28 protein-coding genes and 1 riboswitch are annotated in these 26996 nt (G+C 61.6%); of the genes, 6 read left to right on the top strand and 22 right to left on the bottom strand.

From position 1 onward, the window contains the following. Positions 1–15 precede the first annotated feature (15 nt). From CX511_RS06970 to cobO, 11 genes are all read right to left on the bottom strand, one after another. The gene (locus tag CX511_RS06970; RefSeq protein WP_231353433.1) at positions 16–1170 is read right to left on the bottom strand and encodes a glycoside hydrolase family 5 protein; all 1155 of its coding nucleotides are present in this window, start codon (positions 1168–1170) and stop codon (positions 16–18) included. A 107-nt stretch (positions 1171–1277) separates the two neighbouring features. Beyond that, positions 1278–2006: an adenosylcobinamide-GDP ribazoletransferase gene (locus CX511_RS06965; protein ID WP_101292240.1), complete on the bottom strand. Its 729-nt coding sequence runs from the start codon at positions 2004–2006 to the stop codon at positions 1278–1280. A gap of 1 nt (position 2007) precedes the next feature. Next, entirely contained in the window at positions 2008–2577 is a 570-nt protein-coding gene (cobC, locus tag CX511_RS06960) for an alpha-ribazole phosphatase family protein (RefSeq protein WP_101292239.1), read from the bottom strand. Beyond that, positions 2574–3629: a nicotinate-nucleotide--dimethylbenzimidazole phosphoribosyltransferase gene (gene cobT, locus CX511_RS06955; RefSeq protein WP_045187368.1), complete on the bottom strand. Its 1056-nt coding sequence runs from the start codon at positions 3627–3629 to the stop codon at positions 2574–2576. Before cobT ends, cobC begins: the two co-directional genes overlap by 4 nt. Next, entirely contained in the window at positions 3626–4147 is a 522-nt protein-coding gene (gene cobU, locus CX511_RS06950; protein WP_045187369.1) for a bifunctional adenosylcobinamide kinase/adenosylcobinamide-phosphate guanylyltransferase, read from the bottom strand. Before cobU ends, cobT begins: the two co-directional genes overlap by 4 nt. Before the next feature lies 1 nt (position 4148). Beyond that, positions 4149–5603, bottom strand: coding sequence for a cobyric acid synthase (locus tag CX511_RS06945; RefSeq protein WP_101292238.1), 1455 nt, complete (start codon positions 5601–5603; stop codon positions 4149–4151). Then, positions 5600–6592: a threonine-phosphate decarboxylase CobD gene (gene cobD / locus CX511_RS06940; RefSeq protein WP_101292237.1), complete on the bottom strand. Its 993-nt coding sequence runs from the start codon at positions 6590–6592 to the stop codon at positions 5600–5602. Before cobD ends, CX511_RS06945 begins: the two co-directional genes overlap by 4 nt. After that, positions 6585–7493, bottom strand: coding sequence for an adenosylcobinamide-phosphate synthase CbiB (cbiB, locus tag CX511_RS06935; RefSeq protein ID WP_045187372.1), 909 nt, complete (start codon positions 7491–7493; stop codon positions 6585–6587). Before cbiB ends, cobD begins: the two co-directional genes overlap by 8 nt. Continuing rightward, positions 7493–8140 carry a 5,6-dimethylbenzimidazole synthase gene (gene bluB, locus CX511_RS06930; RefSeq protein ID WP_045187373.1) on the bottom strand — a complete coding sequence of 216 codons (648 nt, stop codon included), beginning with the start codon at positions 8138–8140 and terminating at the stop codon, positions 7493–7495. The genes cbiB and bluB overlap by 1 nt, the downstream gene beginning before the upstream one ends. Further along, positions 8137–9432: a cobyrinic acid a,c-diamide synthase CobB gene (locus tag CX511_RS06925; protein WP_101292236.1), complete on the bottom strand. Its 1296-nt coding sequence runs from the start codon at positions 9430–9432 to the stop codon at positions 8137–8139. The genes bluB and CX511_RS06925 overlap by 4 nt, the downstream gene beginning before the upstream one ends. Continuing rightward, on the bottom strand, positions 9429–10040 hold the full coding sequence (cobO, locus tag CX511_RS06920) for a cob(I)yrinic acid a,c-diamide adenosyltransferase (protein WP_045187377.1): 612 nt from the start codon (positions 10038–10040) through the stop codon (positions 9429–9431). Before cobO ends, CX511_RS06925 begins: the two co-directional genes overlap by 4 nt. A 166-nt stretch (positions 10041–10206) precedes the next feature. Continuing rightward, positions 10207–10432, bottom strand: a riboswitch (cobalamin riboswitch). 148 nt (positions 10433–10580) lie between these two features. Here cobO and CX511_RS06915 point away from each other — a divergent pair. Together CX511_RS06915 and CX511_RS06910 are read left to right on the top strand one after the other, a co-directional pair. After that, positions 10581–11159: a hypothetical protein gene (locus CX511_RS06915; protein WP_045187379.1), complete on the top strand. Its 579-nt coding sequence runs from the start codon at positions 10581–10583 to the stop codon at positions 11157–11159. Between the two features lie 69 nt (positions 11160–11228). Then, positions 11229–12545, top strand: a complete 1317-nt coding sequence (locus CX511_RS06910) for a PQQ-dependent sugar dehydrogenase (protein ID WP_101292235.1) — start codon at positions 11229–11231, stop codon at positions 12543–12545. Positions 12546–12567: 22 nt separating this feature from the next. On the opposite strand, the gene CX511_RS06905 is transcribed toward CX511_RS06910, so the two are convergent. The 6 genes from CX511_RS06905 to CX511_RS06880 form a co-directional block, all read right to left on the bottom strand. After that, positions 12568–13215: an O-methyltransferase gene (locus CX511_RS06905; RefSeq protein ID WP_101292234.1), complete on the bottom strand. Its 648-nt coding sequence runs from the start codon at positions 13213–13215 to the stop codon at positions 12568–12570. A 16-nt stretch (positions 13216–13231) separates the two neighbouring features. Continuing rightward, positions 13232–13762, bottom strand: a complete 531-nt coding sequence (locus tag CX511_RS06900) for a C40 family peptidase (protein WP_045187385.1) — start codon at positions 13760–13762, stop codon at positions 13232–13234. A 133-nt stretch (positions 13763–13895) separates the two neighbouring features. Next, on the bottom strand, positions 13896–14528 hold the full coding sequence (locus CX511_RS06895; RefSeq protein ID WP_045187387.1) for a C40 family peptidase: 633 nt from the start codon (positions 14526–14528) through the stop codon (positions 13896–13898). Positions 14529–14643: 115 nt separating this feature from the next. After that, the gene (gene hda / locus CX511_RS06890) at positions 14644–15348 is read right to left on the bottom strand and encodes a DnaA regulatory inactivator Hda (RefSeq protein ID WP_010220358.1); all 705 of its coding nucleotides are present in this window, start codon (positions 15346–15348) and stop codon (positions 14644–14646) included. A 157-nt stretch (positions 15349–15505) separates the two neighbouring features. After that, positions 15506–16579: an AI-2E family transporter gene (locus CX511_RS06885; protein WP_045187389.1), complete on the bottom strand. Its 1074-nt coding sequence runs from the start codon at positions 16577–16579 to the stop codon at positions 15506–15508. 25 nt (positions 16580–16604) lie between these two features. Beyond that, a complete protein-coding gene (locus CX511_RS06880; RefSeq protein WP_045187390.1) occupies positions 16605–17654 on the bottom strand; it encodes a DUF2066 domain-containing protein in 1050 nt (349 codons plus the stop codon). Between the two features lie 344 nt (positions 17655–17998). Between CX511_RS06880 and purM the strand changes: the two genes are divergently transcribed. The 4 genes from purM (at position 17999) to CX511_RS06860 (ending at position 20804) form a co-directional block, all read left to right on the top strand. Then, complete coding sequence (gene purM, locus CX511_RS06875) at positions 17999–19057, top strand: phosphoribosylformylglycinamidine cyclo-ligase (protein WP_101292233.1); 1059 nt, start codon at positions 17999–18001, stop codon at positions 19055–19057. Beyond that, positions 19057–19710, top strand: coding sequence for a phosphoribosylglycinamide formyltransferase (gene purN, locus CX511_RS06870; RefSeq protein ID WP_045187394.1), 654 nt, complete (start codon positions 19057–19059; stop codon positions 19708–19710). The genes purM and purN overlap by 1 nt, the downstream gene beginning before the upstream one ends. Positions 19711–19718: 8 nt before the next feature. Beyond that, positions 19719–20429 (top strand): DUF3108 domain-containing protein, encoded by a 711-nt coding sequence (locus tag CX511_RS06865; RefSeq protein WP_045187396.1) that lies wholly within the window; start codon positions 19719–19721, stop codon positions 20427–20429. 192 nt (positions 20430–20621) lie between these two features. After that, positions 20622–20804: a hypothetical protein gene (locus CX511_RS06860; protein WP_045187398.1), complete on the top strand. Its 183-nt coding sequence runs from the start codon at positions 20622–20624 to the stop codon at positions 20802–20804. Positions 20805–20852: 48 nt separating this feature from the next. Here the strand turns inward: CX511_RS06860 and CX511_RS06855 are convergent, their stop codons facing one another. The 5 genes from CX511_RS06855 to cysM form a co-directional block, all read right to left on the bottom strand. Then, positions 20853–21392, bottom strand: coding sequence for a DUF2058 domain-containing protein (locus tag CX511_RS06855; RefSeq protein WP_045187399.1), 540 nt, complete (start codon positions 21390–21392; stop codon positions 20853–20855). 25 nt (positions 21393–21417) lie between these two features. Next, a complete protein-coding gene (mazG, locus tag CX511_RS06850; RefSeq protein WP_101292232.1) occupies positions 21418–22248 on the bottom strand; it encodes a nucleoside triphosphate pyrophosphohydrolase in 831 nt (276 codons plus the stop codon). 83 nt (positions 22249–22331) lie between these two features. Continuing rightward, entirely contained in the window at positions 22332–24572 is a 2241-nt protein-coding gene (gene relA, locus CX511_RS06845; protein ID WP_045187403.1) for a GTP diphosphokinase, read from the bottom strand. A 99-nt stretch (positions 24573–24671) separates the two neighbouring features. Further along, positions 24672–26030 carry a 23S rRNA (uracil(1939)-C(5))-methyltransferase RlmD gene (rlmD, locus tag CX511_RS06840; RefSeq protein ID WP_101292231.1) on the bottom strand — a complete coding sequence of 453 codons (1359 nt, stop codon included), beginning with the start codon at positions 26028–26030 and terminating at the stop codon, positions 24672–24674. After that, on the bottom strand, positions 26030–26932 hold the full coding sequence (cysM, locus tag CX511_RS06835; protein ID WP_177409677.1) for a cysteine synthase CysM: 903 nt from the start codon (positions 26930–26932) through the stop codon (positions 26030–26032). Before cysM ends, rlmD begins: the two co-directional genes overlap by 1 nt. Positions 26933–26996 lie beyond the last annotated feature (64 nt).

Here is a 26996-nt window from a genome sequence, read left to right as displayed (position 1 = left end):
GATTTCCTGATCCGACTAGGGCAGCAGGCGCTTGCTAATCGGCTCAAACTCTACAGTGGCTTGGCGTTTCAGCGGGTCGGGGTGCCCTTGCTCGATGGCCTGCCAGTAAGCCCAGGGCACCTTGGCGCTGCCCAGTTCATAGTCCATGCCGTCCCAGCTGTCCTCGCGAAAGCTGTAAAAGGCCCAATGCAGGCCGGCTTGATCAAGGCTTGTCAGCACGTCCTCAAGGTATTGTCGACATCCCGGCAAGCGCCGCATGCAGCCAAACTCCCCCGCCACCAGGCGGCTGGCAGGCACTTGGTGAGCTTGCGCCCACTGCTGGGGGCTTTTCAAATACTTCTCAACCCGCTCACGACCCCACACCTGCTGCTGCCCGGCAAACTTCACGGTACCTGGATAGGCATACGGTTTTGCCCGGTTCAGGTTTGGCGCGCTGGTAGCGTGGTAAGGCTCGTACATGTGAAAACTGTACAGCACGCGAGCGTCAGACAAAGGGGCCGGCCAGTAGGCAAAGGCATCGGCGGCGGCATACCAGCCAGCGTCGACCATCACCGGCGTTAGCGGGTCCACTTCACGAATGGCGGCAATGACCTGGGTGTAGAACGCCGGCAAATCACGAGTGCCGCCCTGTTGCTGGCGATACCAGGCCTGCATGTCTGCCGCCGCCGCATGCTCGGCAAGCCCACCCCTCTTTTCCGGCGCGGGCTCATTGATCAGGTTGTAGCCGGCAATGGCCGGATGGTCCTTGAGGGCTGCAGCCAGATCCCGCCAAAAGGCAGCCGACTGCAACCACCAGGCCTTGTCCTGCCAGAGGCGGTCGTCAAAACGATCATGGTTGTTCTGCACCCAGCGCATGCCCGGCAACGACAGTGGCGCAATGACGACCTTGAGCCCGGCACTCTGGGCAGCGTCGAGTACGTTGCGCAGTTGCACCAGGTCCTCGGCAGCCAGCCCCTTGTAGCCATCGGCATCGCCGAGGAGGAAGTCGCGCCCGGTAGGCTGCCACTTGTCGTAAGACAGACGGACCCAACTGGCACCGTAATCCTTGAGTGCCTGGAAGTACGCCTGATCAGGCGGCAGCCGGTTGAAACTGTTGCCACCGTGGCGTGGCGCCTCCCAAAAATCGATCAAATCGGCGGCGTTCGCGCTACCAAACGCACAACACAGCATCAGCAGTCCGCGTTGCAACCTTCCCCGCATACGTCACCTCCCTGACAAAGAAGGCAAGCATACGCTCGCCACTGCCAGGGAAAAGCCGCCCCCGGATAACCCAGCGATCACAATGCCAGACTGAGTAAAACCGCCAACTCCAGCAATTCCAGGAGCGCACCGGCAGTATCACCGGTCGTGCCGCCTAATCGCCGAATCATCATTCGACGAAAGAAGAAGAAAGCCACGCCCGCGACAGCCAATACATACAGACCTTGCAGACCAGTCAGACAAAGGCATAGGACGCAACTTACAAACAAAACCCACTGCCCACTACGTCGTGGCAGGTGATCGGCCAGCGCCTGCCCCAGCCCCCCCGCGCGCACATAAGGCGTGGACAGAAACAGCCCGAGCAAGGCGGCGCGCCCCAGCAGCGGCGCGATGATCAGCCACTCGCCCTGCCCTCGCTCGACCAGCACCAGCAAGGCGCAGAACTTCAGCAACAGCACCAGTACCAGCGTTACCACGGCTATGGGCCCGCTGCGTGGATCTTTCATGATCTCCAGGGTACGCGCGCGGTCGCCGAAGCCCCCCAGCCAGGCATCGGCACTGTCGGCCAGGCCATCCAGGTGCAGGGCTCCGCTGAGCAGCACCCAGGCACTGAGCAGCAACGCGGTATGCAACAGTAACGGGCTGCCGTCGAGCAGCGTGCTCAGCCCCCAGAGCAATACGCCGAACACCCCTCCCACCGCCGGGTAATACAGCAGTGAGCGGCCCATTTGTTCAGGGCTCGGCATCCCTGGCAGGCGCACCGGCAAACTGCTCAGGAACTGCAAGGCGATCCAGAAGGGCAACATTTCAACGCACTTCCCGCAGGCTACCGTCCGCCTTTACTTCAAGTCGACACAAGGCGCCATGAGCGACTTCGACCTGCAACAACTGCTCCCGGGGCAGTCCCCTGGCGCGCGCCAGCAATAGCCGCATCACGCCACCATGGGTGACCAGCAACACGTGCTTGTCCGCCTGTTGATGGTGCAGCCGGGTAATGGCGGCCAGCACGCGGTCAGCAAAGTCGATCACCGCCTCACCGCCAGGCGGGGTGAAGCCATAGGGGTCGGACCAGAACTGCCCCAGTTGCTGTTCATGGGTGAGCATCAGATCAGCGGCACTGCGCCCTTCCCATTCACCAAAGTGCAACTCCTGCAGTGCCGGTTCCAATTGCACGGGCAACCCCATTTGCTCGCTCAGCGACTGGGCAAATCGCGCGCAGCGCTGCAAGGGTGAACTGACCAAGACATCCCAAGGCTGTATGCCAGCCACCGCAGCATGCATCTGCGCCCAGCCCTTGGCGGTCAAGGCATCATCCAGGCTGCCACGCAGGCCGCCGCCCAGCTCGGTTTCACCATGGCGCAGCAGATCGATGATCATGCCGGACGGTCCGCTACGGCAGCTTCGGCGAAGGTTGCCATCTGCCCGTGCAGGTCGCAGGCCAGGCGCAACACCGGCACTGCCAGCGCTGCACCACTGCCCTCGCCCAGGCGCAAGCCGAGTTCCAGCACCGGCTCCGCGCCCAACTCGGCCAGCAGCCGCCGGTGCCCCGGCTCAGCACCGCGATGGCCAAACAGCAGCCAGTCACGGCACCCCGGATTGATCCGCACCGCCACCAGCGCGGCCACGGTGCAGATAAAACCATCGACCAGCACCGCGACACCGGCTTGGGCACTGCCCAGATAGGCACCCACCAAGGCTGCGATTTCAAAACCGCCGAAGCAGAACAGCGCCCGCAACGGATCATTCGATAGGTCACCGTGCAGCACTAACGCACGCTCGATCACTTCAGCCTTGTGCCGCACACCCGCAGCATCCAGACCCGTTCCGGGGCCACTGAGCTCGATGGCCGGGCACGCGAGCAAGGCACACGCCAGCGCACTGGCCGCCGTGGTATTGCCAATGCCCATCTCGCCGCCAATGAACAACTGACTGCCGCTGGCCGCTGCACGCAAGGCACTCTCGCGACCGCCCTGCAGTGCTTGCAAGCCTTGCTCGCGGGTCATTGCCGGGGCCACAGCGAAATTAGCGGTGCCGGCACCGATTCGCAGATGACGCACGCCCGGCAACTCCAGATCCGGGTCGATAGTGCCCAGATCCACCACTTCCAGGTGCGCCTGGAGCTGGCGCGCGAGCACGCTGATCGCCGCACCACCACCGACAAAGTTGTACAGCATCTGCACCGTCACCGCCTGCGGATAGGCCGCGATGCCTTCAGCAACCACACCATGGTCACCAGCAAAAATCGCAATACTGACCTGCTCCAGGCAAGGCTTGAGCTGCCCCTGCAGGCCAGCCAGCTGGACAGCGATCAACTCCAGGCGCCCGAGTGAACCTGCTGGTTTGGTCAATTGCTGTTGGCGTGCCGCGGCCTGAGCCATGGCTTCCTGATCAAGGGCACGGCAGGCATCAAGCCACCAGGTCTGACTCATGGTGCAGTTCCTTTCAAAGTGAGGGGTAAGCCGGCAACCGTGAGCACCACCCGCTGGCAGCGCTCGGCAATGGCCTGGTGCAACCAGCCGGCTTCATCGACATAGCGCCGGGTCAGCTCGCCCAGCGGAACCACGCCAAGGCCGGTCTCGTTGCTGACCAGAATGATCTCGCCGGGCAATTGCACCAGGCAATCGAGCAGTGCCATGCGCTCAGCCAGCAAGCGTTCGGGGTTATCCAGCATCAGCAGGTTGGTCAGCCACAGGGTCAGGCAGTCAACCAACAGGCAGCGTTCGGCACCGGCGTTGGTGCGCAAGACCTGGGCCAGGGCCAGCGGTTCTTCGATCAGGCTCCAACTGGACGGCCGCCGGTCGCGGTGCAGTTGCACGCGGGCATTCATTTCGCCATCCAGTGGTTCACTGGTGGCGATGTAGGTCACCGCCAGGCCGCTGCGCTCGGCCAGTTGTTCGGCCAGGCGGCTCTTGCCGGAACGGGCACCACCGAGGATAAGGTTGAGCATGTCAGTTCAGTCCGCACAGTTGCCTTAGGCAGGTGGTATCCAGGTGCTGTTCGACCAGGTCGGCCAGGCGATCGATGTCGCGTTCGCGCAGGGCCTGGTAATCGACGTCTTCGACGTCATGCAAGCCGGCCCAGCGCAACAGCGCCGCACAAGACTGCGGGCTTTCAAACAGGCCGTGCAGGTAGGTGGCGAAGATCTGCCCGTCGGCGCTGATAGCACCGTCGTGGCGACCGTCAGCCAAGTGCACCGCCGGTTGCTCCAGGGCCACGCCTTGGGTTACCCCAGCATGAATTTCGTAGCCGCTGATCGGTGCCTGCTCCAGTTGCAGGGTGCCGCTGACATTGCGCAACTGCTTCTGCGCCTCCAGCACCGTGACAAAGTCGAGTAGGCCCAGCCCGTCACTACTGCCTGCCGGCCCTTCCAGCCCCAATGGATCATCCACCTGCAACCCGAGCATCTGCAGGCCGCCACAAATACCCAGCAACTTGCCGCCGTAGCGCAGATGCCGACTGATGGCCTGGTCCCAACCACGGGCACGCAATTGCGCCAGGTCGCCGCGCACGCTCTTGGAGCCTGGCAGGATGATCAGGTCCGCAGCGGGAATCGCATCGCCCGGGCCAATGAACTGCAGGTCCACTTGCGGGTGCAGGCGCAGCGGGTCGAAATCGGTATGGTTACTGATGCGCGGCAGTACCGGCACGATCACTTTGAGGGCGCGTGCGGCCTTGTCACTCTGGCGCTGATCAATGCCGTCTTCGGCTTCCAGGTGCAGGTCCATCACATACGGCAGCACGCCCAATACCGGTTTGCCGGTACGCGCTTCGAGCCAGTCCAGGCCCGGTTGAAGTAAGGCGATGTCACCGCGAAAACGGTTGATGACGAAGCCTTTGACCCGCGCCTGCTCGGTGGCAGAGAGCAATTCCAGGGTCCCGACCAGGTGAGCGAAAACGCCACCGCGGTTGATGTCGGCAATCAGGATCACCGGGCAGTCCACCGCTTCGGCGAAGCCCATGTTGGCGATATCCCCGGCCCGCAGGTTGATCTCTGCAGGGGAGCCCGCGCCCTCGACCATTACCACCGGGTATTGCTCACTCAAGCGCTGATGAGAGTCGAGTACCGCTTGCATGGCGATGACTTTGTAGTCGTGGTAAGCCACCGCATTCATGCTGGTGACGGCGCGACCGTGGACGATCACCTGGGCCCCGGTGTCGCTGTTGGGCTTAAGCAACACTGGGTTCATGTCGGTGTGCGGCGCAAGTCCCGCGGCCTGGGCCTGGACTGCCTGAGCGCGGCCGATCTCACCGCCGTCAGCGGTGACCGCGCTGTTGAGAGCCATGTTTTGCGGCTTGAACGGCACCACTGCCACACCCTGTCGCAGCAGCCAGCGGCACAGCGCAGTCACCAGGGTGCTCTTGCCTGCATCGGAGGTGGTGCCTTGCACCATCAGGGTACTCATGACGGTTCCTTGCGGTAGTCGTTGAAAGCGTGGGCCAAACGCTGAAAGTCTGCCTCAGTGGCTGGCAGGCCAAAGCGCAGGCTGGCCGGCTGGCTAAACAGGCGCAGCAAAATGCCGCGCTTGGCCATGAATTCATGCAACTGCTCAGCCTCATCGGTGACCAGGTACTGGAACAGATCACAGCCCCCTCTGGGGGGAAAGCCTGCATTGCTGAGCAAGGCGGACAGCTGCTGGCTGGCCGCCGCACAGCGCGCAATCTGCTGCTGATGCGCGGCCCGGTCGAGCAGGCAGGCCTGGCCGAGAATCCGCGTTGGGCCACTGACGGTCCAGGGCCCCAGCAACTCGGCCAGGCGTTGCAACAGCGTTGCCTCAGCCAGGACAAAGCCCAGACGCACGCCGGCCAGGCCGAAGAACTTGCCAAACGAGCGCAGCACGATCAGCCCAGGGCGCTCTGCCTGGGCGCCAATGCTGTGCGCAGGGGTGTTGTCGATAAACGCTTCATCGACCAGCAACCACCCCCCATGCTGGGCCAAACGGGCATGCCAGGCGAGCAATCGCTCAGCGTCGATCCGGCACCCGGTAGGGTTGTTGGGGTTGACCACCACCAGCACATCCAGGCGGTCGAGCTGGTCGTCCACAGACTCGCCGTGCAGCTCGATCACTTGATGCCCGGCGCGCCGCCAACCCTCGGCGTGCTCGGCATAACAGGGCGAAAGCACGCCGACCGTGCCGCGCGCGCGCAGGTGCGGCAAGGCCTGAATCGCGGCTTGGGAACCGGCTACCGGCAATACCTGTTTGACCCGGTAATACGCGGCGGCGGCTTGTTCCAGGCCATCGTCGGTTTCCGGCAGGCGCGCCCAGGCGCAAAGCGGAATGTCAGGAATGGCGAAGGACCAAGGGGCAATACCGCTGGACAGGTCCAACCATTGCTCGCGCGCGATGCCGTATTGCTGCACGGCACGTTGCAGGCGTCCACCGTGTTCAAGCATAGAATTCAGCCCCCAGGCACAACAGTAGCAACCACAACCACACACCTTGGCACACCAGGCGCCAGCCACGTTCGATGGCGTCAGCGTCCGCCGCCGGACCTTCGCCCAGTTGCGGGCGCTCGTGCCGTTCACCGTGATACACCGCCGGGCCACCGAGTTCCACGCCCAAGGCCCCCGCCCCGGCCGCCATCACCGGCCCTGCATTAGGGCTGTCCCACAGCGGCGCCTGGCGACGCCAGCAACTGAGCGCCAGGCGGGTCTTGCCGAGCAGTGCGTATGTCAGTGCTACCAGACGGGCAGGAATATAGTTGAGCAGGTCGTCGATACGCGCTGCCGCCCAACCAAATCGCTCGAAGCGCTCATTGCGATAGCCCCACATCGCATCCAGGGTATTGCTCAAGCGATAGAGCACCACCCCCGGCGCACCGGCGACGATAAACCAGAACAATGCGGCAAACACCGCATCGCTGCCATTCTCCAGCACCGACTCGGTGGCAGCGCGTGCCACAGCGGTCTCGTCCAGTTCACGAGTTTCACGGCTGACCAGAAAGCCCACACGGCGACGTGCTTCTTCCAGGTCGGCGCGACCCAGGGCCTCAGCCACCGGTCGCACGTGCTCCCCCAGACTGCGCAGGCCCAAGGCGCAGTACAAGAGCAGGACGTCCACCAGCCAACCGATGTAGGGCAACCAGGACAACAAGGTGGCCAACAAGGTCAACGGAATCACCGCCAGGAACCAGGCGGTTACACCATGGCTGCGCCAACCACGACCGGCAGCATTGAAGCGCTGCTCCAGGCGCCCGGCAAAACGGCCGAAGGCAACCAGTGGATGGCGCCGCTGGGGCTCCCCCCACAGCGCATCAAGCGCCACCCCGGCAACCGTCAGCAACGCCACACTCATCAAGATTCTCCCCACTGGTTTTCAAACACCATGTCGCTCAAGGGGCGCGCCGTGGCCCACCCTTCAAGGACCAGCATCGGCGCCGGATAGAACGCCTGGACCGGGCCTAGGCACAGAATTGCCACGGCTTTGGCCCCGACCGGCATGCCCAGCAGCTCGGCCAGTGCCTGCGGTTCGAACAGCGATACCCAGCCCATCCCCAAGCCTTCGGCACGTGCTGCCAGCCAGAGGTTCTGGATCGCGCAGGACAACGAGGCCAGGTCCATCTCCGGCAAGGTCCGGCGACCGAAAATATGTTTGTCGCGATCATCCATCAAGGCCGCCACCAGCACTTCGGCACAGTCGCTGATGCCTTCAACCTTAAGTTTCATGAACTCATCAGAGCGCTCACCGAGCGCCTCTGCGGTGCGCACCCGCTCAGCTTCCACCAAGCCCTGGATGCGTTGACGCAGATCGCCATCGGTGATGCGGATAAAGCGCCACGGCTGCATCAGGCCGACACTGGGCCCCTGATGCGCCGCTTCCAGCAGACGCGCCAACTGTTCGGGCGCCACCTCACCCTTGACGAAGTGACGCATGTCGCGACGCTCGGCGATAGCCCGGTATACCGCCGCGCGTTCGGCGTCCGTGAAAGCCTGGTCGCTCATGGGGCTAACAGCGCCGCCGCCGCCTGGGGGTTGGAGGCAAAGTAGAAATGCACATAGGAGGCGGTCAGGCGCCCGCAACGATAGACCGCTTCAGCGCCACGTCCACCGTTGGGACTATGGCCACGGGCAATCGGCTCACGTGCAGTGGTGGTCAGCGAATGGTGGTAGGTGTGCCCGTGCAAGGTGCCCTCAGGCAGTTCCACGGCTTGCAAGGCCAAGGCTGCCAAACGTTTTTGCATCACGGCCTCACCTTCGAGCAAGCCCAGCAATTCGGCGCGCTCGCCGGCGACATCCGTCAGGGCTTCGAGCAAGTAGAGCATGCCGCCACATTCGGCGAGCAGGGGTTTGCCGACATGGTGATGAGCGCGGATAGCGCTGAGCATCGAGGTGTTAGCGGCCAGTGCCTGGTGATGCAGTTCCGGGTAGCCGCCCGGCAGGTACAAGCTGTCCGCTGGCGGCAAGGTACGGTCATGCAACGGCGAGAAAAACTTCAGCTCAGCACCCATGGCCTGCAACAAGTCGAGGTTGGCACCATAGGTGAAGGCGAAGGCTTCATCCCGAGCCACTGCGATCGTAACCCCACTAAGTAAAGGTTCGATGACCTCGACACACGGCGCAGCGAACGCTACGGGTGGCGGCAAGGACGACTCACAACTGGCCCCCAGGGCTGCCGCTGCGGCATCCAGGCGAACATCCAGGTCATTGAGTTCACTGGCCTGAACCAGTCCCAAGTGGCGACTCGGTAGCTCAATACCGGTTTCTCGCGACAGACCGCCGTACCAGCGCAGCCCTTGCGTCAGGCTGCCTTCGAGCAATTGGGCGTGACGCAGGGTACCGACGCGGTTCGCCAGTACCCCGGCAAACGGCAGGTCCGCTTGATAACGCGCCAGCCCCAAGGCCAGAGCACCGAACGTCTGAGCCATGGCGGTGCCGTCGATCACCGCCAGCACCGGCACATTAAAATGCCGGGCCAGATCGGCACTCGACGGTGTACCGTCGAACAACCCCATGACCCCTTCGATCAGGATCAGATCGGCTTCGCCCGCCGCTTCCCACAACAAACGTCGGCTTTCCTGCTCCCCCACCATCCACAGGTCGAGCTGGTACACCGGCGCACCACTGGCTCGTTCAAGGATCATCGGATCAAGAAAATCCGGGCCGCACTTGAACACCCGCACCTTACGCCCGAGGTTGCGGTGCAGCCGCGCCAGCGCCGCCGTCACCGTGGTCTTGCCCTGGCCCGAGGCCGGGGCGGCAATCAGCACCGCCGGGCAGTGGCGCGTGTCACTCATAGTTCAACGCCCTTCTGGGCGCGGATGCCAGCCTGGAAGGCATGTTTGATCATGCCCATCTCAGTGACGGTATCGGCCAGTTCGATCATTTCATCCTTGGCACCGCGACCGGTGACAATCACATGCTGCATCGGCGGACGCGCCTGCAGGTCGCTGAGCACCTGGTCCAGGTCGAGGTAGCCGTGCTTGAGGGCGATGTTCAGTTCATCAAGGACGACGAAGGTGATGCTGGGGTCCTGCAGCAACTGGCGCGATACCGCCCAGGCTGCTTCGGCAGCAGCGATGTCGCGCTGGCGGTCCTGGGTTTCCCAGGTGAAGCCCTCGCCCATCACGTGATAGCGCACCTGCTCGGGAAAGCGTCGGAAGAACAATTCTTCACCGGTGCTGTTACGGCCTTTGATGAACTGCACCACGCCACATTGCATGCCATGGCCCATGGCCCGGGCCAGCATGCCGAAAGCAGAGCTGCTCTTGCCTTTGCCGTTACCGCTGAGTACCAGCAACAAGCCGCATTCGCTCGGAGCGTTGGCAATGCGCTCGTCGATTATCGCCTTCTTGCGCTGCATACGAGCCAGGTGGCGCTGGTCACGCTCGGTGGATTCAGTCATCGCAGACTCCGCAAACCACTGTCAGCCGATCCCGCAACGAGCCTGACAACACAGGGCTGCACAGGATTCGAGATAAGGATATGGCTGCAGATCAATGGATAAGGCAGACGGAGAAACGCGCAGGACTGCGGCACGAGCCGAAAGAACCGCGCATCACCCTCCGTGATGCCGTTGGCTGTTACAGGCCGGTCTCCGGGCTTGTGAGCGGGGTCATGAACACCCAGGGTCGCGCGCCTTCCCGGGCCTGATCACCCAGTGGCCATGCGCGGCCTTGACTCACCTACCGTTGCGGGGGCAGCGCCGGACTCGCACGCGATTGACGTGCCCACCGGCTTCCCTGTTTCACCCTGCCAGGCCAAAGCCCACAGAGCACCTGAAACAAGTCGCGAAGGTTAGAGGGTTGCACCCGGAGCGTCAATGAAAGGCACTGCACTGGCCTGGATCAATGGCGCTTTTGTCATCTTGTGCCAGCCTGATAGCAGTGATATCAAATAGCCACAACTGGCTGTACTCGAATACAACGACAACGGAGAGAACGGCATGCAAGGACTGATCATCAACAACCCGCGCCTGGAATTTCTGCGCCCGGCCCTGGAGCGCTGGTTCGACTGCATCGACCGCCTCAACCAGACCCTGGGCGACAACGAAGCCGCTTATTGGCATGGCACCCAAGCCAACCTAAGCCTGCTCTCGGCGGCTGCCTGGCAAGCAGAACTGGTGACCCTGCAGCATCACCAGAGTAAGAAACAACGCGATGAAGGTGAGCGTGAAGGTCGCTGCGACCTGTACATCGCCAACCGCGAAGAAGCCGCCTACCTGCAAACCAGCCAGCGCTGGCCGCGAATCGCCCGCCTCGACCTGAACAATGCCCTGCAGGAAACCGTTTATGCCGCCCGCCAGGTCGCGGCCCCTAGTCAGCTCAAGGTGGCGGCGTTGTTCGCCAGCCCCTTCAAAGCCGGCCAGCATGCCAGCCCCGAAGAACTCCAGGATCTGGTCGACGACCTGCAAAAGCATACCGCCTGCGCGATTGCCTGGTACTTCCCTTATGCCTACCGCAAGTTGCATAACGAGGCCGGGCAGTATCACCCCGGGGTTGCCCTGCTGCTCAAGCAGGCCTGATGTCGAGGGAACCTCCCGCGCCTAGCTGCCTCTACTAGCATAGAGGCCAACTTCGCGAGGGACACCGACATGGGCAAGGCACCGACTGTACTGCTGCTGGCAATAAGTGCGGGACTGAGCGGCTGCGGCGAAAGTGCCCGCCTGCAAGTGAGCGATGGCTTTGGCCCGTCACCGCAACTGCCGGAACCGAACAAGACCTTGATCCCGACCGTCAACATCGCCCCCGCCGTCGGCTGGCCACAAGGCCGCACGCCGGTCGCGGCGCCTGGCACGCAGGTCGCCGCGTTCGCCGACGGCCTGGACCATCCGCGCTGGCTCTATGTGCTGCCCAATGGCGACGTACTGGTCGCCGAAACCAATGCGCCGCCCAAGCCTGAAGACGGCAAAGGCATTCGTGGCTGGGTCATGGGCAAGGTGATGAAACGTGCTGGTGCCGGGGTCCCCAGCCCTAATCGCATCAGCCTGTTGCGCGACAGTGATCACGACGGTGTGGCCGAAACCCGCACAACCTTTATCGAAAACCTCAATTCACCGTTTGGCATGACCCTGGTCGGCAATGACTTCTACGTAGCCGATACCGACCGCCTGCTGCGCTTTCGCTATGAACCCGGGGCCACCTCGATCACCACACCTGCGGCGGTGGTCGCCGAGTTGCCTGGCGGCCCGTTGAATCATCACTGGACCAAGAACGTCATTGCCAGCCGTGACGGCAAGAAGCTTTACGTCACCGTCGGCTCTAACAGCAATGTCGGCGAAAACGGCATGGACCAGGAAAAAGGCCGCGCCGCGATCTGGGAAGTCGACCCCGCCAGTGGCCAGCAGCGCCTGTTTGCCTCGGGCCTGCGCAACCCCAACGGTATGGCCTGGGAGCCGCATACCGGGCAACTGTGGACGGCGGTGAATGAGCGCGACGAGATCGGCAGTGATCTGGTGCCTGACTACATTACCTCGGTCAAGGACGGCGGCTTTTACGGCTGGCCCTACAGCTATTACGGCCAGCACGTCGATCAACGAGTCAGCCCGCAGGATCCGCAGTTGGTCGCCAAGGCCATTACCCCCGACTACGCGGTGGGACCGCATACTGCCTCGCTGGGTCTTACCTTTGCTGAGCCCGGCGTACTGCCGCCGCCGTTCGAGCTGGGTGCATTCATTGGCCAGCACGGCTCCTGGAACCGCAAGCCACACAGCGGCTACAAGGTCATTTTTGTGCCGTTCAGTACGGCGGGTAAACCGGCGGGCAAGCCGATCGACGTGCTCACCGGGTTTCTCACTGAAGAAGGCAAGGCCATGGGGCGCCCCGTCGGAGTGATCAATGATCAGCGCGGGGGGGTATTGGTGGCGGACGATGTCGGTAACACGATCTGGCGGGTGAGCAAGGCCAGGTAACGTATCGTGGCAACGTGACGCCTCAACGCTTACGACACAAGGTCAAACCATCCCCTATCGGCAACATCGACAGGTCCACCCGTGGGTCATCCTTGAGCCCCAGGTTCAATGCCTGGATCGCTCGGGTATCGTCACTGTCCGGCTGCTCCTGAAGCACCCGCCCGCTCCACAGGGTGTTATCGAACAGCACCAGCCCTCCCGTGCGCAGCAAGCGCAGGGCCTCTTCCAGGTAGTGTGGGTAGTTGGCCTTGTCGGCGTCGATGAAGATCAGGTCATAACGCGCTGCCGGCAACGTCGCCAGTGTCTGCAAGGCAGGCGCCAAACGCAGGTCGATACGCTGGGCCACGCCCGCCTCGTGCCAATAGCGCCAGGCAATGGCGTTGTAGCTACCTTCAAGGTCGCAGCACAACAATTGCCCCTGCTCCATGGCCTGGGCCATACACAGCGCGCTGTAGCCAGTGAATGTGCCAACTTCGATCACTCGCTGGGCGCCAATCAATCGCACCAACAACGCCAACAACTGTCCCTGCTCCGGCGCCACCTGCCAGCGCGCTTCGGGCAATACCTGGGTTTCGGCGCGCAAGCGGGCCAGCAACGGTGTCTCGCGAATCGACACCGACTGCAGGTAGTGGTAGAGAGCATCGTCGAGGTAGAGCGTTTGCGCCGTCATCGCCTACCTCGCAAAGTCAGGGATTACGCGCCAGGGCAGGCGGCAGGACGCGCTTGGCATTGAGGTAGGCTTTGTTCCAGTAGCTGTTGGACAGGTAGTCCAGACGCACGGTGCCGCCTGCCGAAGGGGCATGAACAAAGCGGCCTTCACCGACATAGATGCCGGCATGACTGACCTGCGAGCCACCGTTGGTAGCAAAGAACACCAGGTCACCCGACTGCAAGGCACCACGATCGATGCTGGGCGCACGGATACCGATCATTTCGCGGGTGGTACGTGGCAAGGCAACGCCGGCGGCGTCACGATAGACGTAACCGATCAAGCCGCTGCAATCAAAACCCGAGTCGGGTGTGTTGCCACCCCACTGATACGGCGTACCGACCAGGCCCAAGGCACGGAACAGCACATCTTCGGCAACGGGGGAGAAATACACTTGAGGTGCCATGACGGCTGGCTCGACCACCTTGGGCGGGGTCGGGGCATGGCTTGAGCAGGCACCGAGCAGTGCCAGCAGGGAAAATAGAGCGAAGCGCGCCTTCATCGCCATGGTCAGAACATCCTGTCTGAAGCCGTCCGGCGGTGGGCCGGAAATAGTTGAGAATTTAGATTAGACGCTTTCTGTAAATACGCACGGCGACGCGCTTTTCAGCAACGTCGCCGTGATACCGCCAGGCTTATGATCAGTTACGCGAGATGGTGGTTGCGGTAGGTGCCATGGCCAATGCGCGTTTAGCTTCGATAAAGGTCTTGCTCCAGTAGCGGTCACCGAGCTTGTCGATGCGCACACCACCACTGCGGCGGCTGCTGGAGTGGATGAACTGGTCATCCCCCAGGTAGATCCCGGCGTGGCTGACGCGACCGCGGCCATTGGTGCTGAAAAACAGCAAGTCACCTGGCTTGAGGTTATTGCGTGCAACCAGCGGCGCTTTAACGTTGATCATTTCGCGAGTGGAACGCGGCAGGTTCAGGCCAGCCTCTTCACGGAACAGGTAGCCGATGAAGCCGCTGCAATCAAAGCCGGTGTTCTCGGAGGTACCACCGAAACGGTAGCGGGTACCGATCAGCGACATACCACGTTCGAGAATGTTGTCAGCCAAGGCTGGCAGCTGGTAAGGCTTGCTGCTGGCGAAATTCTTCAGTTCTTCTTCGGCTGCCAGCTCTTCCTCAAACGTTGCAGCGAGGGAGGACTTGGTCGAAACCTGAGCGGTAACCGGCTGTTGAGCCTGCTGCTGCGAAACAGGGCTATGAGCCGCGCAGCCAAAAAGCAGGGTCACGAGTGCGAGGGGCACGAGGGGTGCGAAGCGCTTTAGCATGGGCACGACCGTGTCTGGAATTTAAAGAGGGTGAAACTATGCCTTCTATCGGGTCGATTTGCAAATTCAATCGAAAAAAATGTGACTTTTATGTGCCGAGGCTCTATTCCCTGCGTTACCAGCCCAAAGTTTCTTTCAAAAACGGGATGGTCAGCTTGCGCTGAGCCTGCAAAGAGGCCTGATCGAGGCGTTCGAGCAAGTCGAACAAGGCACTCATGCTGCGCGTGCCACGGGTGAGAATGAAATGCCCGACCTCGTCGGTCAGGTGCAGGCCACGGCGCGAGGCACGCAGCTGCAGGGCACGCAGCTTGTCTTCATCCGACAGTGCGCGCATCTGGAAAATCAGCGCCAGGGTCAGGCGCGATTTGAGGTCAGCCAGTTTGATCGGCAGTTCCCGCGGCGAACTGGAAGCCGCCAGCAACAAGCGTCGACCGCTGTCACGCAGGCGGTTGAATAGGTGGAACATGGCCTCTTCCCACTCCGGCTTGCCAGCAATGACATGCAGGTCGTCCAGGCACACCAGTTCGTACTGCTCCAGGTTATCCAGCAGTTCGACACCACGATCGAGCAGTTGCGCCAACGGCAGGTAGACAGCAGGTTCGCCCAACTGCTCGAAACGCAGGCAGGCCGCTTGCAGCAAATGAGTACGCCCGACGCCCTGCTTGCCCCAAAGGTAGATCAAGCTTTCGGTCCAGCCGGCGTCGGCTTCGCAGAGTCGCTCGACGTAGCCCAATGCGGCGGCGTTGGCACCCGGGTAGTAGTTGATGAAGGTGGCGTCGTCACGCAGACGCACACCCAAGGGCAACTGGATCGGTTTCATGCTGGCTGGGCAGTTCCGAAGAACCACAAGGGGCCTTTTGTGAAAAGTCTGCAAAGTTTATACCCGTGGCGCCGGTCGCACAATCGGCGTGGACCACAAGTAAAATCAAAGGCTTGCATCGGCACCTGAGAATCGATGCAGGCCTTTGGCTATTAAGCTAGAGATCCGGATCAATCTCCCCGCCATACATACCCGACTCTTTATAGAGATCGTGGACGTGACGCAACAGCACCATGATCACCGCGGCCACTGGTAGAGCCAGGAGAACACCGGTGAAACCGAACAACTCACCCCCGGCGAGAATGGCGAAAATCACCGCCACCGGGTGCAGACCAATACGGTCTCCGACCAGCAAGGGCGTCAGGACCATGCCTTCCAGGGCTTGGCCGACCATGAACACCGCGGCAATCGCCAGCAGCGGATAAGGATCACCGCCAAACTGGAACAGCCCGGCCACCATTGCGGCGCCAATACCGATAATGAAGCCCATGTACGGCACGATGGCTGCCAGCCCCGCGAGCAAGCCAATCAACAGACCCAGTTCAAGGCCGACCAGCATCAAGCCGGACGCATAGATCACCCCCAGCGCCAGCATCACCAGCAACTGGCCACGGACGAAAGCACCGAGCACTTCGTGGCACTCTCCCGCCAGCGCCACCAGCCGCTCCTCGCGTTGGCGTGGCAGCAGGCCGCGGATCTTGGCCATCATCAGGTCCCAGTCGCGCAACAGATAGAAGCTCACCACCGGGATCAGCACCAGGTTGGCCAACCAACCGAGCAGCGCCAGCCCCGACGCTGTAGCCCGCGACAGAATGACACCGACGATGTCGCTGGTCTGCCCCATGTGACCACTGATGGCCGCTTTGATCTTGTCGAACTTCCAGAAGCCTTCGGCCAGCCCAAGACGGGTCTGCACCCAGGGCAAGGCGCCATGCTGCAACCAGTCGAGCATTTGCGGTGCCAGCTCGTAGAGACGCACCAGCTGCTTGGCCAGCATCGGCACCAGCACCAGCAACAACAAGGTAAACAGCAGGGTAAACAAGGTGAACACCAACACCACGCCCCAGGTGCGGGACAGCCCGGCACGCTCCAGACGATCTACCAGGGGATCGGCCAGGTAGGCCAGGAGGATGCCCACTAGAAACGGTGAAAGAATCGGGTGCAGCCAGTACAGCAAGGCGGCGCACAGTAACGCTACGCCAAGCCACACCCAGCGACGCATATCAGTCATGAACGGCTCCAGGCCAGGTCAGGGATTACCAACGAAAACGCAGGCCATTGAAGGGGGTCGGCGCAGCGGCCTGGGTTGCCCCAGGATTCGCCGGGTCGGCAGCTGGCGGTGCAACTGGCGCTTCGGCGGGCAACTCCTGCAGCTTGGCCAGGCCCAACTGGGCACGCAACTGATCGCTGTTGCCGGTCACGTGATAGGTCAAGGTATCGCCTTGCACTTGATTCAAGCGCGCCCCATAAGGCTCCAGCACTCTGCCGAGCTCGGCATAGCGTGCCAGGTTCATGCCCTGAACCTGCACCTGCATGTCGCTGCTGGCGCCAGGACGGGTGACAAAACGGGGTGCCAGGCGGTTGCTGACCGCCAGCATCACGGCATCCGCCAGTGCAGCCTGGTCGGTGCCTTCAACTTTGCCCTGCTCACGCTGCTCACCCAGCCATAGACGCCAGGTGCCCTGCCACTTGCCCTCCGCTTCGCTGGCATGCACCGCCAGCAAGGCATCAGCACCATAACGCTCGGAAGCCTCACGCAGTGGCGCAGGGTCAGCCCCTTCCAGATTTTTTGCGGTGGCCACCAATTGCTCACTGAGGTCGGCCAGCGGCAGACGCAACGGCAAGCCACGGTGCTGAGCCGCGCGACGCAGGGCTTCGGCACTGCTTTGACCGTCGCCGATCAGGCTCGAGCCTTCAACGCTGTCGTTCAACCACCAGCCCAGAATCGAAGGCCGGTTGTTACCCCACAGTGCCAGGCCCGCCTGGCGCAAGGTGCGCTCGGTGCTGCCCGGATCGAAATCCACCAGCACGGTCTCGGGCGGCCCGGCCTCGAAGCCGAACTGGCTGATGATCTGTTGTGGATCCTTACGCAGCCCTGCCAGGGCTGGGCTTTGTGCCGCCTTGGGGTCGCCGGTCAGGCGCAGCACGAGGGTTTCAAGGGCTTTGCCTGTCGCCTGGGTGCGGGCTTCGGCGCCTTGGCCGTCGACCGGTTCACGGACCTGATAAAGGCCGGAGACAGTTTCGGCCTGAGCCGACAGACCAAACACGGCAAGACAGCCAACGGCCAGGTAATTACGCAAACGCATGGAGGATTCCTGTCCTGGTAATAAAGAAGCGATGTTTATCAAAGAATGTCGGTATGACCGCAGCAGTTGGCAAAACATTCGGCCTGCACGGTCAATTTCACCTCATCGCCTTGCTATACCTTATACAGCCTGCGCCCTGGCAACCAGTCAGACACGGTTAAAGGCTATTTTTTTCGCAGATCAGGACCCTGCCCGTCGGCCTGAGGATGGCCGCTACCGGGCAACCCTGATAAAATCGCGCGCCTTCGCAGACCGGCGACGGTCAGGCAGCCGGATTACCCTCCGCCTTGCCTGGCAGGTCACGGTCGATTCCCCTGAATCCCTCCCCCCTAAAGGCCTGGATCATGAGCAAGCAACCCTCCCTGAGCTACAAGGACGCCGGTGTAGACATCGACGCCGGTGAAGCATTGGTCGAACGCATCAAAGGCGTTGCCAAGCGCACGGCGCGCCCGGAAGTCATGGGCGGCCTGGGCGGTTTTGGCGCCCTCTGTGAAATCCCGGCCGGCTACAAACAACCAGTTCTGGTCTCTGGTACCGACGGTGTCGGCACCAAGCTGCGTCTGGCGCTGAACCTGAACAAGCACGACAGCATCGGCCAGGACCTGGTCGCCATGTGCGTCAACGACCTGGTGGTCTGTGGCGCCGAGCCCCTGTTCTTCCTCGACTACTACGCCACCGGCAAGCTCAACGTCGACGTGGCGGCCACCGTGGTCACCGGCATTGGCGCTGGCTGCGAACTGGCTGGCTGCTCCCTGGTCGGCGGTGAAACCGCTGAAATGCCGGGCATGTACGAAGGCGACGACTACGACCTGGCCGGTTTCTGCGTAGGCGTAGTGGAAAAAGCCGAGATCATCGACGGTTCCAAGGTTGCCACTGGCGACGCGCTGATCGCCCTGCCGTCTTCCGGCCCACACTCCAACGGTTACTCGCTGATCCGCAAGATCATCGAAGTCGCCGGTGCTGACATCGAAAACATCCAGCTCGACGGCGCGCCGCTGACCGAACTGCTGATGGCCCCGACCCGTATCTACGTCAAGCCGTTGCTCAAGCTGATCAAGGACACCGGCGCGGTCAAGGCCATGGCCCACATCACCGGTGGTGGCCTGCTCGACAACATCCCACGCGTTCTGCCAAAAGGCGCTCAGGCTGTTGTTGACGTCGCCAGCTGGCAGCGTCCAGTGGTATTTGACTGGCTGCAGGAACAAGGCAACGTCGACGAGCACGAAATGCACCGCGTCCTGAACTGCGGCGTCGGTATGGTCATCTGCGTAGCACAGGAGCACGTCGACATCGCCCTGAAGAACCTGCGCGACTCCGGCGAGCAGCCATGGGTCATCGGCCAGATCGGCGTTGCCGCCGAAGGCGCTGCCCAGGTCGAGCTGAAGAACGTCAAGGCGCACTGATGCCAAGCAAGTCTTGTGATGTTGTGGTGCTGTTGTCCGGCACCGGCAGTAACCTGCAAGCCTTGATCGACAGTTTCCGCACCGGCGACAGCCCGGTGCGGATCCGCGCGGTCATCTCCAACCGCGCCGATGCCTATGGCCTGCAACGCGCCCGCGATGCAGGCATCGACACGGCTGTGCTCGACCACAAGGCCTTCGACGGCCGCGAGGCGTTCGACACAGCACTGGTCGAGTTGATCGACGGCTATCAGCCACACCTGGTGGTACTGGCGGGTTTCATGCGCATTCTCAGTGCCGGCTTCGTGCGCCACTATCAAGGCCGCCTGCTCAACATCCACCCGTCCCTGTTGCCCAAGTACAAGGGCCTGCACACCCATCAGCGCGCTCTAGAGGCCGGTGATCGTGAGCACGGTTGCAGCGTGCATTTCGTCACCGAGGAACTCGATGGCGGCCCGCTGGTCGTACAGGCAGTAATACCGGTAGAGTTGGATGACACGCCAGAACGTTTGGCGCAAAGGGTTCACAGCCAGGAACACCAGATTTACCCGCTGGCAGTGCGCTGGTTCGCCGAAGGTCGTTTGCGCCTGGGTGAACACGGTGCTCTACTGGATGACCAGCCTCTGGCGGCCAGCGGCCACTTGATTCGACCCTAGGAGAAATTATGCGTCGCGCCCTGCTCTTCGCTCTTGCCGTGCTCGCACTGCCGCTTCAGGCAGCGGATCTCAAGCCTTTCTCGGCCAGCTACACCGCCGACTGGAAGCAGCTGCCCATGAGTGGCACCGCCGAGCGCAGCCTGGAAAAGAACGCCAACGGTACCTGGAGCCTGAACTTCAAGGCATCGATGATGATCGCCAGCCTGACCGAGCAAAGTACCCTGCGCCTGGACAAGGACACGCTGCTGCCACTGACCTACCACTTCGAACGTGGCGGTTTGGGCAAGGCCAAAAAAGTCGATCTCGACTTTGACTGGACCAGCAAGAAGATCACCGGCAGCGACCGTGGAGACCCGGTCAACCTGCCCCTCAACCGTGGCGTGCTGGACAAGTCCACCTACCAACTGGCCCTGCAGCATGATGTCGCGGCGGGTAAAAAAAGCGTGAGCTACCAGGTGGTGGATGGCGACGAAATCGACACCTATGACTTCCGCGTCCTGGGCAGCGAAAAAGTCACCACCAAGACCGGTCAGGTCGATGCCATCAAGGTCGAGCGTGTACGCGACCCGAGCCAGAGCAAACGCATCACCGAGCTGTGGTTCGCCAAGGATTGGGATTACCTGCTGGTACAACTGCGTCAGGTCGAAACTGACGGCAAGGAATACGTGATCGTGCTGCAAGACGGCTCGGTTGACGGCAAGTCGGTCAAGGGCAACTGATCGCCTGACTGCTGGTTACACCTGAAACCCCGCCCAGTGCGGGGTTTCTTTTTTTGTGAGAGCGGATTGACCCACTCCTACAGGCAGCATGAAAGATGTTTCATGGGCCAAGCATTTACTTAGCCAGCTAACAAATTCTATAAAAGAGACCTGCGACACGGTGCCGCAGTTAACTGAAAGTGGAGTTTGCAGATGACTGTCAAAGTAACTGAGCGCGACGAAAGCAAAATGACGTATGAAAGCCTGGCTTCAGGCCTGCGCATCTGGGATGTGCATCAGCAGGACGAACTGGTCGGTATGTTCCACCAGGAACATGAAGCCCACAATTACCGTATCGAACTGGAATTCCTCGAAGCCAGACAGCAACAGGAATAGCCTCCCCTCCAGAAAACACAAACCCCGCCGAAGCGGGGTTTGTCGTTGTTACCACATCAGATCATCAGGGATCACGTAGGCGGCGTAGGGATCATCAGCATCCGGCGCTTCAACCTGAGTATTGAGCAAGACAATCCGCTTGGGATCGCGCTCCTGGATCTTCAGTGCCGCTTCACGCGGGATCACTTCATAACCGCCGCCATGAGCAACGATGGCCAACGACCCACTGCTCAATTTGCTGCGCATCAGGGCGTTGACCGACAGGCGCTTGACCTTCTTGTCGTCGACGAAGTTGTAGTAGTCCTCAGTGGTCAGCTTGGGCAGGCGCGAGACCTCGATCAATTGCTTGACCTGGGCGGCACGGGCCTTCTGCTCGGCCTTTTCCTGCTGCTGGCGGTTGAGCTCCTGGTCGCGCTTGGCTTTTTCCGCCATGGCTTCCTTGGCCAGCCGCTGCTGGGTGTCGTCGACTTCGACTTGGCCTTTATGCTCCAGGCGCTTCTGTTTCTTCTGTTCTTTACTGACCTGCTTGACCTGCTTCTGGTTGACCAGACCGGCTTTGAGCAATTGGTCGCGAAGGGAAAGGCTCATCGTTCACTCACTTATGTGCGTCTACTCAGCCGCAGCTGGGCAGGTTCTTTTCCTGACGTTTGGCTTCGCCCCACAGCGCATCCATGTCTTCTAGGGTGCAATCTTCAATCGGACGACCGCTCTCGCGCAATGCCTGCTCGATAAAACGGAAACGTCGTTCAAATTTCTGGTTGGCGCTGCGCAGGGCGTTTTCCGGATCAACCTTAAGATGCCGGGCCAAATTGACGGTGGCAAATAGCAAATCGCCCAGCTCGTCGGCCAGCGCTGCGCTGTCATTGTCGGCCATGGCCTCAAGCACTTCGTCGAGCTCTTCGCGCACCTTGTCCAGCACGGGCAAGGCATCGGGCCAATCAAAGCCAACCTTGGCCGTGCGCTTTTGCAGCTTGGCGGCTCGAGACAGTGCTGGCAAGGCAGCCGGGACGTCATCGAGCAACGACAGTTGTTCGGGGATACCCTTCTCTGCCCGCTCCTGGGCTTTGATTTCTTCCCAGCGCTGCTTGACCTGAGCCTCGTCGAGCTTGGGCGCGTCCAACGGGGCATAGAGCTCACCGGTCGGGAACACGTGAGGATGGCGACGGATCAACTTGCGGGTGATGCTGTCGATGACCCCGGCAAACTCGAAGCGACCCTCTTCACGGGCCAGCTGGCTGTAGTAGACCACCTGGAACAGCAGATCGCCCAACTCACCCTGCAGGTGCTCGAAATCGCTGCGCTCGATGGCGTCGGCCACTTCATAGGCTTCTTCGAGGGTGTAGGGGATGATGCTTGCGTAGGTCTGCTTGAGGTCCCACGGGCAACCGTACTGCGGGTCACGCAGGCGGGCCATGAGGTGGAGCAGGTCGTCTAGGGTGTACATCGTGTGATCTCTGTGCATGTCATCACTGGCAATACCAGCCCCATCAAATTTCTGTGGGAGCCGGCATTGCCAGCAACGTGACCTCAAGGCGTTCGATTACGCCGCGTCTCGATGATATTCGGCAACTGCGAAATCCGCCCCAGCAACCGCCCAAGGGCGTCCAGGCCAGGAATCTCGATGGTCAACGACATCAGCGCGGTGTTGTCTTCCTTGTTCGAGCGAGTATTGACCGCCAGAACGTTGATGCGCTCGTTGAGCAGCACCTGGGAGACGTCACGCAGCAAACCCGGACGATCGTAGGCACGAATGATGATATCCACCGGGTAGGTTTGTACCGGCACCGGCCCCCAACTGACCTGGATGATCCGCTCTGGCTCACGGCCGGCCAGTTGCAGCACCGAAGCGCAATCCTGACGGTGAATGGTCACCCCGCGACCGACCGTGATGTAGCCGACGATCGCATCGCCCGGCAACGGCTGGCAGCAGCCGGCCATTTGCGTGAGCAGGTTGCCGACCCCTTGAATCTGGATATCGCCGCGCTTGCCCGGCTTGTAACCCGTGGCTTTGCGCGGTACCAACTCAACGTGCCCGCTGCGCTCCGGTTCGACCAGTTGCTGGGCGGCGTTGACCAGGTGCGCCAGGCGCAGGTCGCCAGCCCCCAGGGAGGCGAACATGTCCTCGGCAGCCTTGAGGTTGGCCTTTTCCGCCAGGCGTTCGAAGTCCACTTGGGGCAAGCCCAGGCGGTTGAGCTCACGTTCGAGCAGGGTCTTGCCGGCAGCGACGTTCTGATCGCGTGCCTGCAGCTTGAACCAGTGAACGATCTTGGCCCGCGCCCGTGAGGTGGTGACATAGCCCAGGTTCGAGTTCAGCCAGTCGCGGCTCGGATTGCCGTGCTTGCTGGTGATGATCTCGACCTGTTCGCCTGTCTGCAGGCTGTAGTTGAGCGGCACGATCCGCCCATTGATCTTCGCACCGCGGCAGTTGTGGCCGATCTCGGTATGCACCCGATAGGCGAAGTCCAGCGGCGTCGCGCCTTTGGGCAGGTCGATGGCGTGCCCGTCCGGAGTGAAGACATAGACCCGGTCCGGCTCGATATCAACGCGCAGCTGTTCAGCCAGGCCACCGATGTCACCCAGCTCTTCATGCCACTCCAGCACCTGACGCAACCAGGAGATTTTCTCTTCGTAGTGGTTGGAGCTGGATTTGACGTCAGTGCCCTTGTAACGCCAGTGCGCACAGACGCCAAGCTCGGCTTCTTCGTGCATGGCATGGGTACGGATCTGCACCTCAAGCACCTTGCCCTCGGGGCCGATCACCGCGGTGTGCAGGGAGCGGTAGCCGTTTTCCTTGGGGTTGGCGATGTAGTCGTCGAACTCTTTGGGGATGTGCCGCCAGAGTGTGTGGACGATCCCCAGCGCGGTGTAGCAGTCGCGCATTTCCGGGACCAGCACACGCACCGCACGCACGTCATAGATCTGGCTGAACTCCAGGCCTTTGCGCTGCATTTTGCGCCAGATCGAATAGATGTGTTTGGCCCGGCCACTGATGTCTGCCTTGACCCCGGTGGCCAGCAATTCGTTCTGCAGCTGGTTCATCACATCGCTGATGAAGCGTTCACGGTCCAGGCGCCGCTCATGCAGAAGCTTGGCGATCTGCTTGTACTGATCCGGCTCAAGGTAACGGAAGGACAGGTCTTCCAGTTCCCACTTGATGTGACCGATACCCAGGCGATGCGCCAGCGGTGCGTAAATGTCGAACACTTCGCGAGCAACGCGGTGACGCTTCTCGTCGTCGGCGCCTTTGACCGCACGGATCGCACAGGTTCGCTCGGCTAGCTTGATCAGCGCCACGCGCACGTCATCAACCATGGCCACGAGCATCTTACGCAGGTTTTCGACCTGCGCCTGAGAGCCCAGCACCAGCGACTGGCGGGGGCTGAGGCTGGCGCTGATGGCGGCCATGCGCAGCACACCGTCAATCAACTTGGAGACCACCGGGCCAAAGCGCTGGCCGACTTCAGCCAGGGTCACTTTGCCTTCGCGCACGGCGCGGTAGATCACCGCCGCCACCAGCGAATCCTGGTCGAGCTTGAGGTCGGCGAGGATTTCGGCGATTTCCAGGCCGGCCTGGAAACTGGAGGTGCCATCGGCCCAGGAATGCTTGGCCGGGTTACCCTTTTTCTCGATTTCCTGGGCGAACTCGCAAGCCTCTTTTAGGGCTTCGCGGTCCAGCGCCAGGTCGACGCTCACCACATGATCCAGCCATGCTTCGAGATTGATACTGCCGTCGGTGTTGACCGGCTGGTGCACTCTCACCTGTACCATCTTTGTTTACCTTTCCCTACAGCGCATTCGCGATGCGCTTGAAATCACTGGTGCTGCCCCTGCCGGACCCAAGGTGCAGCGCCCAACGCGCCAGTACCGCTAGCCCGCTTCGAATAACGCCATGGCTTCGACATGCGCCGTCTGAGGAAACATGTCGAGAATCCCGGCACATTTTAACCGGTAACCCTGCCTGACCAGCTCGAGCGTGTCACGGGCCAAGGTTGCCGGGTTGCACGATACATACACCAGACGTTTTGCTCCGAGGTCTGCAATTTTTCGCACCACCTCGTAAGCACCGTCTCGCGGTGGATCCAAGAGTACCGCAGAAAAGCCTCCAACGGCCCAGCCGGAGGCTGACAATGGCTGCGATAAATCGGCCTGAAAAAACTGCGTGTTATGCAAATTGTTGCTTCGAGCATTGGCCGCTGCTCGCTCGACCATTGCCTGTACACCTTCCACCGCGACGACTTCACGCGCCTGCCGGGCCAGCGGCAGAGCAAAATTGCCCAGGCCGCAGAACAGGTCAAGCACGCGTTCATCGGCTTGCGGGGCCAACCAGGCCAGTGCCTGCTCGATCATCGCCGTGTTGACCTCGGCGTTGACCTGAACGAAATCTCCCGGCCGGTACGCCAGCTCCAGGCCCCAGGGGGCCAGAGCAAATCCGAGGGTCTGACCCGCATCCACTGCATAAGGTTCACCCTCGCCTTGCAACCACAGCTGCACACCAGCTTCAGTGCAGAACGCCTGCAAGCGCGCCTGGTCGCCCTCCGCCAACGGCGCGGTGTGACGCAGCAACAACGCCAGCGCCGTGCCGCTGAACAACTCGACATGGCCCACCACCTGCGGCTTGCTCAAGCTCTGCAAGAGTAATGGCAGATGACGCATGATCGACTGCAAGGGTTGTACCAGTACGGGGCACTCTTCGATGGCGACGATGTCCTGGCTGGCTTCGGCGCGGAAACCGACTTCAAGTTGCTTGGCTTTGTTATCCCAACGCACCGCCACCCGGGCACGGCGCCGATAACCAAATTCCGGTCCAGTCAGCGGAGCAGCCCAGCGCTCAGGCACCACTCCGGCGACCCGTTGCAGCTGTTCGGCCAGCAGGCGCTGCTTGAGTGCCAACTGCTCAGCATGAGGCAGGTGTTGCAGGTTGCAGCCACCACAGCGGGCGTAATGTTTGCAAGGTGCCGCACGACGCTCTGGGCTAGCGCTGAAGACCCGTTCGAGGCGTGCTTCGACCACTTTGCCGTGGGCATTGAGCACCCGTGCTTCGACCTCTTCGCCTGCCAGCGCGCCACTGACAAACCAGGTACGCCCCTCAACAAAGGCGATACCACGCCCATCCCCCGCCAAGCGCTCAATGTGCAGGCGTTGTTTTTTGCCGGTAGGGATCTGCGGTGCACGGCTGCCGCCGGCCGGCTGAAAGCGCAGGCCGCTGTTGCGTTTACTTTTGGACATCAGTTCGCCGCGTCGAAAATGCCGGTCGACAGATAACGGTCGCCACGGTCACAAATGATTGCCACGATCACGGCGTTTTCCAGCTCGCGGGACAAGCGCAACATGGCCGCCACTGCACCACCCGAGGACACACCGCAGAAAATGCCCTCTTCGCGGGCCAAACGGCGGGTGGTCTCTTCGGCTTCATGCTGAGACATGTCGACCACGCGATCCACGCGATCCGATTGGTAAATCTTTGGCAGGTATTCCTCTGGCCAGCGACGAATGCCAGGGATCGCCGAGCCTTCCATCGGTTGCAAGCCAACAATCTGCACCGCAGGGTTTTGCTCCTTCAAGTACCGCGAGCAACCCATGATAGTGCCGGTGGTACCCATGGAGCTGACGAAATGGGTGATGGTGCCGTGCGTCTGCTGCCAGATCTCGGGGCCGGTGCTGGCATAGTGGGCTTCGGGATTGTCACCGTTGCCGAACTGGTCGAGCACCAGGCCACGGCCTTCGGCCTGCAGCCGGTCGGCCAGGTCGCGAGCGCCCTCCATGCCTTCTTCTTTGCTGACCAGGATCAGCTCGGCGCCATAGGCCGTCATGGCTGCCTTGCGTTCAGCACTGGAGTTGTCAGGCATGATCAGGATCATCTTGTAACCCTTGATCGCCGCCGCCATGGCCAAGGCGATTCCGGTGTTGCCCGACGTCGCTTCGATCAGGGTGTCGCCTGGCTTGATCTGGCCGCGCAATTCGGCGTGGCTGATCATCGACAACGCCGGCCGGTCTTTGACCGAACCCGCCGGGTTATTGCCTTCAAGCTTGAGCAGGAGAGTGTTGCTGGTCTCACCGCCCATGCGTTGCAGGCGGACCAAAGGCGTGTTGCCGACGCAATCGGCGATGGTTAGATACTGCAAGGTCATGGCGTAGTTCGCAATCCAGGCTGCGGGGGCGCCTATCATACCGGCAAACGAGCCTTGCCCATAT

Origin of the sequence: Pseudomonas sp. S06B 330 (assembly GCF_002845275.2) — a bacterium.
Taxonomy (GTDB): Bacteria; Pseudomonadota; Gammaproteobacteria; order Pseudomonadales; family Pseudomonadaceae; genus Aquipseudomonas.
This window is presented reverse-complemented; position numbering and strand designations above follow the sequence as displayed.

Coding starts and splice junctions, on each gene's coding strand:
- CX511_RS06970 (WP_231353433.1), bottom strand. CDS start 1,170: ATGCTGTGTTGTGCGTTTGGTAGCGCGAACGCCGCCGATTTGATCGAT.
- CX511_RS06965 (WP_101292240.1), bottom strand. CDS start 2,006: ATGTTGCCCTTCTGGATCGCCTTGCAGTTCCTGAGCAGTTTGCCGGTG.
- cobC (WP_101292239.1), bottom strand. CDS start 2,577: ATGATCATCGATCTGCTGCGCCATGGTGAAACCGAGCTGGGCGGCGGC.
- cobT (WP_045187368.1), bottom strand. CDS start 3,629: ATGAGTCAGACCTGGTGGCTTGATGCCTGCCGTGCCCTTGATCAGGAA.
- cobU (WP_045187369.1), bottom strand. CDS start 4,147: ATGCTCAACCTTATCCTCGGTGGTGCCCGTTCCGGCAAGAGCCGCCTG.
- CX511_RS06945 (WP_101292238.1), bottom strand. CDS start 5,603: ATGAGTACCCTGATGGTGCAAGGCACCACCTCCGATGCAGGCAAGAGC.
- cobD (WP_101292237.1), bottom strand. CDS start 6,592: ATGCTTGAACACGGTGGACGCCTGCAACGTGCCGTGCAGCAATACGGC.
- cbiB (WP_045187372.1), bottom strand. CDS start 7,493: ATGAGTGTGGCGTTGCTGACGGTTGCCGGGGTGGCGCTTGATGCGCTG.
- bluB (WP_045187373.1), bottom strand. CDS start 8,140: ATGAGCGACCAGGCTTTCACGGACGCCGAACGCGCGGCGGTATACCGG.
- CX511_RS06925 (WP_101292236.1), bottom strand. CDS start 9,432: ATGAGTGACACGCGCCACTGCCCGGCGGTGCTGATTGCCGCCCCGGCC.
- cobO (WP_045187377.1), bottom strand. CDS start 10,040: ATGACTGAATCCACCGAGCGTGACCAGCGCCACCTGGCTCGTATGCAG.
- CX511_RS06915 (WP_045187379.1), top strand. CDS start 10,581: ATGCAAGGACTGATCATCAACAACCCGCGCCTGGAATTTCTGCGCCCG.
- CX511_RS06910 (WP_101292235.1), top strand. CDS start 11,229: ATGGGCAAGGCACCGACTGTACTGCTGCTGGCAATAAGTGCGGGACTG.
- CX511_RS06905 (WP_101292234.1), bottom strand. CDS start 13,215: ATGACGGCGCAAACGCTCTACCTCGACGATGCTCTCTACCACTACCTG.
- CX511_RS06900 (WP_045187385.1), bottom strand. CDS start 13,762: ATGGCGATGAAGGCGCGCTTCGCTCTATTTTCCCTGCTGGCACTGCTC.
- CX511_RS06895 (WP_045187387.1), bottom strand. CDS start 14,528: ATGCTAAAGCGCTTCGCACCCCTCGTGCCCCTCGCACTCGTGACCCTG.
- hda (WP_010220358.1), bottom strand. CDS start 15,348: ATGAAACCGATCCAGTTGCCCTTGGGTGTGCGTCTGCGTGACGACGCC.
- CX511_RS06885 (WP_045187389.1), bottom strand. CDS start 16,579: ATGACTGATATGCGTCGCTGGGTGTGGCTTGGCGTAGCGTTACTGTGC.
- CX511_RS06880 (WP_045187390.1), bottom strand. CDS start 17,654: ATGCGTTTGCGTAATTACCTGGCCGTTGGCTGTCTTGCCGTGTTTGGT.
- purM (WP_101292233.1), top strand. CDS start 17,999: ATGAGCAAGCAACCCTCCCTGAGCTACAAGGACGCCGGTGTAGACATC.
- purN (WP_045187394.1), top strand. CDS start 19,057: ATGCCAAGCAAGTCTTGTGATGTTGTGGTGCTGTTGTCCGGCACCGGC.
- CX511_RS06865 (WP_045187396.1), top strand. CDS start 19,719: ATGCGTCGCGCCCTGCTCTTCGCTCTTGCCGTGCTCGCACTGCCGCTT.
- CX511_RS06860 (WP_045187398.1), top strand. CDS start 20,622: ATGACTGTCAAAGTAACTGAGCGCGACGAAAGCAAAATGACGTATGAA.
- CX511_RS06855 (WP_045187399.1), bottom strand. CDS start 21,392: ATGAGCCTTTCCCTTCGCGACCAATTGCTCAAAGCCGGTCTGGTCAAC.
- mazG (WP_101292232.1), bottom strand. CDS start 22,248: ATGTACACCCTAGACGACCTGCTCCACCTCATGGCCCGCCTGCGTGAC.
- relA (WP_045187403.1), bottom strand. CDS start 24,572: ATGGTACAGGTGAGAGTGCACCAGCCGGTCAACACCGACGGCAGTATC.
- rlmD (WP_101292231.1), bottom strand. CDS start 26,030: ATGTCCAAAAGTAAACGCAACAGCGGCCTGCGCTTTCAGCCGGCCGGC.
- cysM (WP_177409677.1), bottom strand. CDS start 26,932: ATGACCTTGCAGTATCTAACCATCGCCGATTGCGTCGGCAACACGCCT.